The sequence below is a fragment of the Kitasatospora sp. NPDC029367 genome (assembly GCF_055569135.1).
In genome coordinates, this window is record NZ_JBVHYH010000132.1 from 1 (window position 1) to 9,785 (window position 9,785).

6 protein-coding genes are annotated in these 9,785 nt (G+C 73.3%); 2 read left to right on the forward strand and 4 right to left on the reverse strand.

Annotated elements, in window-relative coordinates:
* Positions 1-122 precede the first annotated feature (122 nt).
* Genes ACZ4W5_RS37230 through ACZ4W5_RS37245 form a run of 4 tightly spaced genes read right to left on the reverse strand, consistent with a single transcriptional unit; the run spans position 123 to position 5,350 of the window.
* Positions 123-2,165 (reverse strand): hypothetical protein, encoded by a 2,043-nt coding sequence (locus tag ACZ4W5_RS37230; protein ID WP_465659615.1) that lies wholly within the window; start codon positions 2,163-2,165, stop codon positions 123-125.
* An 11-nt stretch (positions 2,166-2,176) separates the two neighbouring features.
* Complete coding sequence (locus ACZ4W5_RS37235; RefSeq protein ID WP_465659617.1) at positions 2,177-3,058, reverse strand: carbohydrate ABC transporter permease; 882 nt, start codon at positions 3,056-3,058, stop codon at positions 2,177-2,179.
* Entirely contained in the window at positions 3,055-3,999 is a 945-nt protein-coding gene (locus tag ACZ4W5_RS37240; protein WP_402488593.1) for a carbohydrate ABC transporter permease, read from the reverse strand. Before ACZ4W5_RS37240 ends, ACZ4W5_RS37235 begins: the two co-directional genes overlap by 4 nt.
* 37 nt (positions 4,000-4,036) lie before the next feature.
* Positions 4,037-5,350 carry an ABC transporter substrate-binding protein gene (locus ACZ4W5_RS37245; RefSeq protein ID WP_465659620.1) on the reverse strand — a complete coding sequence of 438 codons (1,314 nt, stop codon included), beginning with the start codon at positions 5,348-5,350 and terminating at the stop codon, positions 4,037-4,039.
* A 159-nt stretch (positions 5,351-5,509) separates the two neighbouring features.
* Here ACZ4W5_RS37245 and ACZ4W5_RS37250 point away from each other — a divergent pair, with 159 nt between their 5' ends.
* Positions 5,510-6,790 carry an ROK family transcriptional regulator gene (locus ACZ4W5_RS37250; protein ID WP_465659622.1) on the forward strand — a complete coding sequence of 427 codons (1,281 nt, stop codon included), beginning with the start codon at positions 5,510-5,512 and terminating at the stop codon, positions 6,788-6,790.
* A gap of 128 nt (positions 6,791-6,918) precedes the next feature.
* Positions 6,919-9,543: an RICIN domain-containing protein gene (locus tag ACZ4W5_RS37255; protein WP_465659624.1), complete on the forward strand. Its 2,625-nt coding sequence runs from the start codon at positions 6,919-6,921 to the stop codon at positions 9,541-9,543.
* The last annotated feature ends 242 nt before the right edge of the window (positions 9,544-9,785 follow it).

Below are 9,785 nucleotides of genomic sequence, written 5' to 3' on the forward strand. Positions count from 1 at the left end.
TGCTCGACTCCGACAGCTACGACCTGGTCGCCGTGATGCGCCGCGGCCGCTGGGCCGTCGGCGGCGACCGCTTCCCCACCGTCAGGTCGGCCTGAGCCGAGGGGCCCGGGCCGGACGCGGGGCTACCGCCAGTCGAGGAGCAGCCAGCCTCGGTGCGGCAGGGGCTCGGCGACCTCGACGGTGCCGGCGGGCGCGGTGGTCCCGACGGCCGCGGTCGTCGCGGCGGTCCCGACGGCCGAAGTCGTCGCGGCGGTCACGGTCGTCGCGACCTGCTCGGGCTCGGCCAGCGGCCGGAGCAGGACGCCCTCGGCGTGGACCGCCCCGCCGGGCAGGTGCACCCGGGGGTGCGCCGGGTCGGCGCTGCCGTTGGCGACGGCGAGCCGCCAGCCGTGCTCGGTGCGGGTCAGCTGCGGGATCAGGTGGGGCCCGCCGGTGACCAGCGGCAGGGTCGGGGCGTCGCCCTCCAGGTAGCGGACGGCGGCGTGCAGCAGGCGCTGCCCGTCGTCGTCGTGGGGCAGCAGCTCGACGGCGGTGGCGGCCGTCACCGCGACCCGGCCGCCGAGCTCGTTGGTGAAGACGCACCGGCCGGCGCCCCAGAACCGGTGGTCGGGGGTGAGGATCTCGGTCCAGGTCTCGGCCCCCGCCGCCGGCCGGAGCCGGGCCAGGGCGGGCTGGACGTTGACGCTCAGGTAGGCACCCGCGCCCTCCCCGGTCAGCACCCGTTCCAGCGCGTACGGGCCGGGGCCGCCCGCGGCTCCGCGCTCGACGACCTCCTCAACGGTCACCCCGAGCAGTTCGCCGAACCCGCGCGCCCGCAGGATGTGGGCGGCGGTGCCGTCGAGCAGCAGGCCGTCGGCGAGCATCCGCCGGAGCTCGGCGTCCCCGTAGGCCCAGGCGAGCTGCCCGAACAGCACCCGGACCGGGCCGTCCTCGGCGGTGACCGGGACGCCGTAGCGGAGCAGGTGGTCCGCGGCCGGGCCGGGGTCGACCGCCAGTTCGGCGAGGTCGCCGCCCCGGCGGGTGCGGACGTGCGCGGCGGCGTCCTGGCGGACCGGCAGGGTCACGCCGTGGGTGTGCGCCACCGGCCCGGCGAGCAGGTCCAGCGCGGGCCGGGACCGGCGCAGCAGCTCGGCGACCTGGGGGAAGCGCCCGGCGGCGCCGGACTGCATCGGGTGGAGGTTGAGGAACAGCGCGTCGGATCCCGCGAGTTGGGCGGCCACCAGCTCCGACCAGGTCTGGGTGTCGGACTTGGACCACGCGGTGTGCGGCCAGTTCTCGACCTCCGGCGCGCTGCGCACGTAGCGCGGCCGCAGGGCCCGCTGGACCTCCAGCATCCAGACCGAGAAGCTGAGTTCGCGGCCCGGCGCGTCCGAGTAGCGGGCGAAGTGCGGCCGGTGCCAGGCCTGCCCGTCGATGGCGAGCGCGTCGAACAGGGCCGGCCAGTCGCGGCCCTCGACCGAGTGGACGCCTGGCTCGGAGCTCATCAGGCCGAGCCGTGAGCGCCCGTCGGAGGCCTTGGCGACCGCCGCCGCCACCTCGGTGGCGACCTCCAACTGGACGGTGCGCCAGACCTGTTGGAGCAGGGCGCGCCACGGGTGCGGCGGGCCGGGGGCGGTCACGGCGGCGACCACCCGCTCCCGGTCGACCGGCTCCCCCACCAGCTCGGCGAGGCGCTCCAGCATCAGCGGTTCGAAGCCGCCGCCCCAGGGCAGCGGAGCGTGGTTGTGGTAACGGAAGTCGTCCTCCAACCACAGGACGCGGAAGTCGAGTTCGGCGAAGCGGGCGTAGTGGGCGGTGATCCAGGCGCGGAACCTCGGGCAGGCCGGGGAGGCCTGGGCGGTGGCCACGGTGCCGTCCGGGCCGACCATCGGGGCGAAGCCGAGCCGGTCGGCCCGGCCGCGGTCCGCGTGGCCGACGGTGACCCAGGGGTTGAGGCTGACGTCGAGCCCGGCTGCGCGCAGGACCGCCGCGGCCGTCGCGGCGGTGTCGTACAGCCGGTCCTCGACCACGCCCGCCGGGTGGCCGGGGTACAGCTCCTCGGCCGCGAGCAGCAGGACGACCTCCTCGACGCCCGACTCCCGGCAGAAGGAGGCGAGTTCGGCGGCGCGCTCGGCGGCGTCCGGGGTGGGATGGAGCTGGAACCGCAGCTGGTACCGGGCGGGCACGCCGGGCCTCCTCATTTGACGCTCCCGGCGGTGAGGCCGGCGCGCCAGAAGCGTTGCAGGGACAGGAACAGGACGACCAGCGGGATCGCGGAGACCATGGCCGCGGTGACCACGATGTTGAGCGGCGGCGCGCCGGGGCCGAGCGCCCGCTGGGCCTGCCAGCCGACCACGCCGACGGTGACCGGCTGGAGGTGGTCGTCGGCCAGCATCAGCACGGGCAGCAGGTAGTTGGTCCAGATGGCGACGAACTGGAACAGGAAGACCGTGACCAGCGCCGGGGACATCACCCGCAGCCCGATGGTGGCGAAGATCCTGAACTCGCCCGCGCCGTCGATCCGGCCGGCCTCGATCAGCTCGTCCGGTACGGAGGCGGCGGCGTAGATCCTGGCCAGGTAGACGCCGAACGGGCTGACCGTGCTGGGCAGCAGCACCGCCCAGTAGGAGTTGACCAGGTGCAGCTCGGAGAACATCAGGTAGAGCGGCACGGCCAGCAGCGGCTGCGGCACCAGCACCGCCGCGAGCACCCCGTTGAAGGTCAACTCCCGGCCCCGGAAGCGGTACTTGGCCAGTGCGTAGCCGGCCATCGCGGAGATCAGGGTGGAGCCGGCCGCGCCGCCCACGGCGTAGACGGCGCTGTTGCCGAGCCACTGCCAGTAGATCCCGCCCTGGCGGGTGAACACCTCCCGCAGGTTGTCGGCGAGGGCGAAGTCGCCGAACCAGAAGCCGTTCCCGGCGAACAGTCCGCTGCTGGTCTTGGTCGAGGCGACCAGCAGCCACCAGACCGGGGCGAGGAAGTAGACCGAGGCGATCAGCAGCACGCCGAGGGTGAGCCAGCGGGAGGCCTGGTACCGGGCGGTTCGGGTGTGGGTGCGGGTGTGGGTGGTGGTGCTCACAGGGCCTCCCCGCGGCGCTGGACGAGCTTGAGGAAGCCGAAGGACAGCGCGAACGCCAGTACCGCGAGCACCACGGACTCGGTGGCGGCGAGGTTGAAGTCGTTGGCGTCCACGGCGTTGTAGGCGGCGTAGATGGGGGTGTAACTGCTACTCAGGTTGGGGGCGACGTTGTGCAGGATCGCGGGCTCGTTGTAGAGCTGGGCGGTGCCGATGATGGAGAACACCGTGGTCAGCACCAGGGCCGGGCGGATCATCGGGACCTTGATCCGCCAGGCGATGCCGAAGGCCGAGCAGCCGTCCATCCGGGCCGCCTCGCCCAGCTCGGCCGGGATGGCCTGGAGGGCGGAGTGGATGATCAGCATGTTGTAGCCGGTCCAGCCCCAGGTCAGCATGTTGCCGATGGTCGCGCCGAGCATGCCGTCCGAGGTCAGGTTCAGGTCCAGGCCCAGGTGGTGGGCGGCGGCGGTGATCGGGCTCAGGCCCGGCGCGACCAGGTAGGACCACATGATCGCGCCGACCACCCCGGGCAGGGCGTACGGCAGGAAGAAGGCCAGCCGAAAGAACCGCTTGAACATCGTCGACCCGGCGTCCAGCAGCAGGGCCAGCACCAGGGCCAGCAGCAGCATCACGGGCACCTGGACCACGCCGATCAGCAGCACCCGCAGCAGCGAGCCGCGGAAGGCCGGATCGCCCAGCGCCGTCGCGTAGTTGCCGAGGCCGGCGAAGGCCTGGGTGGGGGCGGAGAGGCCGAGGCCGGAGCGGTGCATCCGGAACAGGCTCTGGTAGAGGGTGTAGCCGATCGGCGCCAGGTACAGCGCCGTGAACAGCAGCAGGAACGGGCCGAGGAACAGCGCGACGGTCCGGGCCCGGTGGCGGGCGGGGCGGGCCGGGCGGGCGGCGCGGTCCTGCGGTGCTGTCCGCCCGGCGAGGGCGGTGGTCATGGGGGGTCGTCCCTCCTTGGTCGGGCCGGGTGCCTGGTCAGCCGGCGACGGCGAGGCCCTGCTGCTTGAGGCCCGCCACCGTCCTGCTCTGCGCGTCGGCGAGCACGTTCGGCAGGGTGGTGCCGCCGGTGCCCGCCTTGCCGAGCCCGTCGCCGAGGTCGGTGGAGGTCTGGGTCATGGTCGGGCCCCACTGCCAGTCGGTGGTGATGTGGGCGGTCTCGGCCTTGAAGACGTCGTAGATGACCTGCCCGCCGTAGAAGGGGTCGGGCTGGGAGAGCGCGGGGTGGGCGAGTGCCGAGGTCGCGGCCGGGTAGATGCCGGTGACCTTGATCAGGTTGCCGACGCTGTCGGTGTCGGTGCTCATCCAGGTGGCGAACTCGGCGGCCTCCTTGGCGTGGGCGCAGCCCTTGAGGACGGCGGTGGCCGAGCCGCCGTCGTTGCCGTAGGCGGGGTTGGCGGCGTCCCACACCGGCATCGGGGCGACGGCCCACTGTCCGGCGCCGTCCTTGACGCTGCCGGCGATGATGGGGGCGTCCCAGACCGCGTTGACGTCGGAGAGGATCTTGCCGTTGGCCATGTCGCTGAACTGCGAGGCGTCGTTGCTGGGGTCGGTCTTGAGCAGCTTCTTGTCCAGCAGGTCCTGCCAGTAGGAGGCGACCTTGCGGTTGGCGTCGCTGTTCAGGCTGACCTGCCACTGGTCGTTGCCGGTGCCGAACCACTTGGCGCCCGCCTGCCAGGCGAGGCCGGCGTAGGTGTAGGGGTCGTTGCCGAAGTTGCCGAGGTAGACGGTGGGGTCGGCGGCGTGGACCTTGGCGGCGTCGGCCGCGTACTCCTCCCAGGTGGCCGGGGGCTTGTCGATGCCGTACTTGGCGAACAGGTCCTTGCGGTACATCAGGGCCATCGGTGCGGTGTCGACCGGGATGCCGTAGGTGTGGCCGTCGACGGTGACCTGCTTCCAGGTCCAGTCGGCGAACTTGCCCTTGGCGTCGGCGGTGTACTTGCCGACGTCGGTGAGGGCGCCGGCCGCGGCGAAGCTGGGCAGGGTCTCGTAGCCGACCTGGGCCAGGCAGGGGGCGTTGCCGGCCTTGGCGGCGGTGAGCATCTTGGTGTAGCCGCCCTTGGCGCCGGAGGCGGTCTTGCCGAAGCTGACCTGGATGTCCGGGTGGGTCTTGTTGAACTGGGCCACCGACTCCTCGTAACCCGGGGCCCAGCCCCAGAAGTCGAGCTTGACCGGGCCCGAGGCGGCATCCGCACCGCCGCTGCCGCTGCCGCCGGAGGAACAGCCGGCCACGAGGACCGCGGCCGTCATGAGCGCGAGCGCGGAGGCGGTCGAAACGGGTCTTGTCTTCACGTGTGTCTCCTCGAACCGGGAGGGCGGGGCCCGAACCCTGGGGGCGAAGCGGGAACCGGCCAATTCGTTCGGTTATTGTTTGAACCAACCCTGATAAAGTCAAGAGCTGCGTCGGCGCCCGCGTCGGCCGTGACGGTGGCAGCGGAGGAGGAGCGGTTCGTGAAGGCAGCACTTCAAGGCTCGGGCGTACGGAGTCTGGCGATGGCCGGGCCGGCCGTCGCCCGCGACCGCTCGTCGTCCCGCCGGGCCAACCTCGGCATGGTGCTGCGGCTGCTGCGCGACGAGGGCCCCCGCTCGCGCGCCCGCATCTCCGAGGACACCGGCCTGCCCAAGGCCACCGTCTCCAACCTCACCGCGGAACTGCTGGAGGGCCGGCTGATCCGCGAGGGCGAGGCCGAGCGGGACCGGGGCACCGTCGGCCGGCCCGGTCAGGCCGTGGAGATCGACGGCAGCGACGTGCACGGCATCGGCGCCGAGATCAACGTCGACTACGTCAGCCTGCTCGCCCTCAACCTCAAGGGCGAGGTCACCGCCGAGCAGCGGATCCCCTTCGACGTCCGGGCCGCCGGGCCCGACGCCACCCTGGACACCACCGCCCAGCTGGTCGCCCGGGGCATCGAGGCGCTGCACCGCGACGGCGGCCGGGTTGCCGGGGTCACCCTGGCCACGCCCGGTGCCACCGACATGGCCACCGGCACCGTCGGCTTCGCCTCCAACATCGGCTGGCGGGACGTGCCCGCCATCGCCGGCCTGCGCGAGCGGCTGGGCCCCGGCGCCCCCGAGATGCACCTGGAGAACGACGCGAAGCTCGGTGCGCTGGCCGAGTACGTGACCGCCTCCGCCGACAACGTCCGCGACCTGGTCTACGTCACCGGCCAGACCGGCGTCGGGGTGGGCATCATCGCCGGCGGGCAGCTGGTGCGCGGCGCGGGCGGGTACGCGGGCGAGGTCGGCCACCTCCAGCTGGTGCCCTCCGAGCAGCTGTGCGCCTGCGGCAGACGCGGCTGCTGGGAGACCACCGTCGGCCGCGGCGCCCTGCTGCGCTACGCCGCCGACCCCGGTGACCTGGTCTGGGACCCGATGGTGGACCTGGAGCGCCGGCTGGCCGAACTGCGCGACCGGGCGGGCGCCGGGGACCCCCGCACCCTGGCCGCGGTGCAGCGGATCGCCGACAACCTCGCCCCCGGCCTGGCGCTGCTCGCCGACGTCCTCAACCCCCGGCTGATCGTCCTCGGCGGGCACTTCGCCTTCCTCGGCGAGTACCTGCTGGACAGCGTGACCACCCAGGTGCGCGAGCGGGTGATGGCCCCGGACGCCGGGGGCTGCGAGATCGTGCTGTCCACCACCGGGCTGACCGGGACCGCCCGGGGCGGGGCGCTGCTCGCCCTGGACGCCGTCTACCAGGACCCGACCAGCGCCATGACGCCCGCGCGGCGCTGACCGTACACGCCGATCTGCTGCACGGGGGTTGACATGACCCACAATAAGTTCGGATTCTGGCGGAACTAATCGCCAGTCGTGCCGCCTCCCCCACGTCGCGGGCGGCACGCCTCCGGAAGGATCCCCCGATGAGACGGACGACGTCCCGGCCGGCCCGGGCCTCGCTCGTGCCGGTCCTGGCCCTGGCGGCGGCAACCTGCCTCCCGCTCGCCGCCGCACCCCCCGCCTCCGCCGCCCCGCCCGGTGCCGCCACCGCCACCACCGGCACGGTCACCATCGGCGGCAAGTGCCTGGACGACGCCGGCGGCGGCACCGCCGACGGCAACCCCGTCCAGCTGCTCGGCTGCGACGGCTCGGCCCGCCAGCAGTGGACCCGCAACCCCGACGGCAGCGTCACCGCCTTCGGCAAGTGCCTGGACGTCACCGACGCCTCCAACGCCACCGGCGCACTGCTCCAGCTCTACAGCTGCACCTCCGGCCCCAACCAGCGGTTCGGCTGGCTCCCGGACGGCACCGTCTACGCCGCCAAGTCGGCCAAGTGCCTGGCCGTCCAGGGCAGTTCGGCCACGGACGGGGCCCGCGTCGGCCTCGCCCCGTGCGCGCCGTCCGCCACCGAGGTCTGGGGCGGCAGCGCGGCACCGCCCGCCTCGTACACCCTCTCGGCCGGGAAGCCCGTCCCCTTCGGCAACGCCGACGACACCCCCGCCTTCGGCTACACCGACACCGACGGGCAGTTCTACTACCAGTCCGCCCACTCGCTGTACGGCGCCAAGGACGGCCGCAGCTGGCAGTTCTACAGCGGCTCGAACTTCGACACCGCCACCCTCGCCCCGATCAGCACGGCGGTGAACCCCGCCGACCCCCGGGACAGCAACGGCGACACCACCTGGCGCTGCAACAACAGCCCGACCGGCCGCGGCGCCACCGCCGCCCCCGCCGGCTCCGGCTACGCCCAGCCCAACTACTGCGACCTGACCGGGGTCTGGGTCGACCCCGACACCGGCTGGTGGTACGGCCTGGTCCACAACGAGTTCACCCCGCAGCCGTTCGGCGACGGCCTGCACTACGACGCCATCGACGCCACCGTCTCCAAGGACCGGGGCCACACCTGGTCCATCACCGACCACGCGATCACCACCCCGTACAGCACCGTCCGCGGCGACACCACGACCTTCCCCAACTCCACCTACTCCTACGGCGACGGCGATCCGCGCCTGTTCACCGACTACCGCTCCGGCTACTTCTACGTGTTCTACATGTCCCGGGCCGTCGACAAGACCGGCGGCTGGGGCGGCTTCGAGGAGCACGTCGCCCGCGCGCCGATCTCCGGGAAGATGGCCGCCTCCTCCTGGACCAAGTGGCACGACGGCTCCTGGTCCACCCCGGGCGTCGGCGGCGCCGAGAGCGACCTCGTCCCCGCCCAGGGGGTCGGCACCGGCTACCTCGCCCCCGGCGACAGCTACTCCCCCGGCCGCACCGGCAGCATCCGCACCCAGATCGCCGCCGGCACCATGCCGGCCCCCTCACAGCTCTCGGTGCTGAACATCGCCTGGAGCGCCTACCTCGGCAAGTACGTCGGCACCCCCGAGAACGAGGCCGGCTCCGACCAGCCCCAGCACTACTACGTCACCGACGACCTGGCCACCCAGCAGTGGACCGACATCGGCTCCGTCGGCGGACCGCAGAGCTCCTGGTACCGCTGGCTGGTGGACTCCGGCAGCCGGACCGGCACCACCGTGCTCGGCAAGTCCTTCCGCTCCTACTGCTGGTACAGCTGCTCCACCGGCAGCGGCGAGTACGCCGAGGTCACCATCGCCCCGACCGCCGCCGGCGCCCCGCCGGCCGCACCCGTCACCACCGGGGTGCCGTACCGGCTCGCCGCGGGCAACGGCCGCTCGCTGGCCCAGAGCGGGAGCGCCCTCACCACCTCGGCCACCGCCGACACCGCCGCCCAGCAGTGGACCTTCACCCCCACCGGCGACGGCTTCTACACCATCGCCAACGCCGGCTCCGGCAAGCTGCTCGGCGTCGACTCCGGCGGCAACGCCGGGCGCGCCTGGGGCGCCGCCCCCGCGCTCTCGGCCCGCGGCGGCAACCCGACCGTCGGTCAGCAGTGGTCCGTCCAGACCGTGGTGACCAGCCCGACGGGCAGCGGCCCGTCCACCCCCACCGGCGGCTACCGGCTGGTCAACCGCTACAGCGACCTCGCGCTCAGCCTCACCACCGGGGCCCAGGCCGTCACCACCTCCCCCCAGCGCACCTGGGACAACCCCGGCAGCACCGCCGACACCCGCCCGGTCGCCGCCCAGACCCTCACCCTGACCCCGGCCACCGCCGCCCCGGTGCTCGACGGCACCCATGTGCTGTCCACCGCCGGCAAGGCGCTGGACGTCCCCGACTGGTCCACCACCCCGGGCACCCAGCTCGACACCTGGACCACCAACGGGGGCCTGAACCAGAGCTGGACCTTCGCCCGGCAGGCCGACGGCTCCTACACCCTCACCAACGTCCACTCCCGGCTGTGCGCGGACGACCGGGGCAGCGCCACCGCCCCCGGCACCCCGGTGATCCAGTGGACCTGCACCGGCGGCGACAACCAGCGCTGGACGGCCACCCGGCTCCCCTCCGGCGCCTACACCCTGACCAACCGCCGCAGCGGACTCCTACTGACCACCGCCGGGCCCGCCGACGGCGACCTGCTGACCCAACAGCCGGACAACGGCACGCCGTCGCAACGGTGGACGCTGGACTGACCCACCGGCAGACGGCCGCCCCCGGCGCTGACCAGCGCCGGGGGCGGTTGCGGCCGGACGTCACGATCCCATCAACATTCTGGGCGCTCACCGGACTTTTGCCGGTGTTCGTCCGCTTTCGCGACCGCCGCCGGGCCGCCGTGCTCCCTAGGAGCTGTTTAAGGTTCGGATCTCGCAGTGACTCAGTTCCGGGCTGGTGTCTCTGGTAGAACTCGGGGTCGTGGCGCGTTTTGACGTGACGG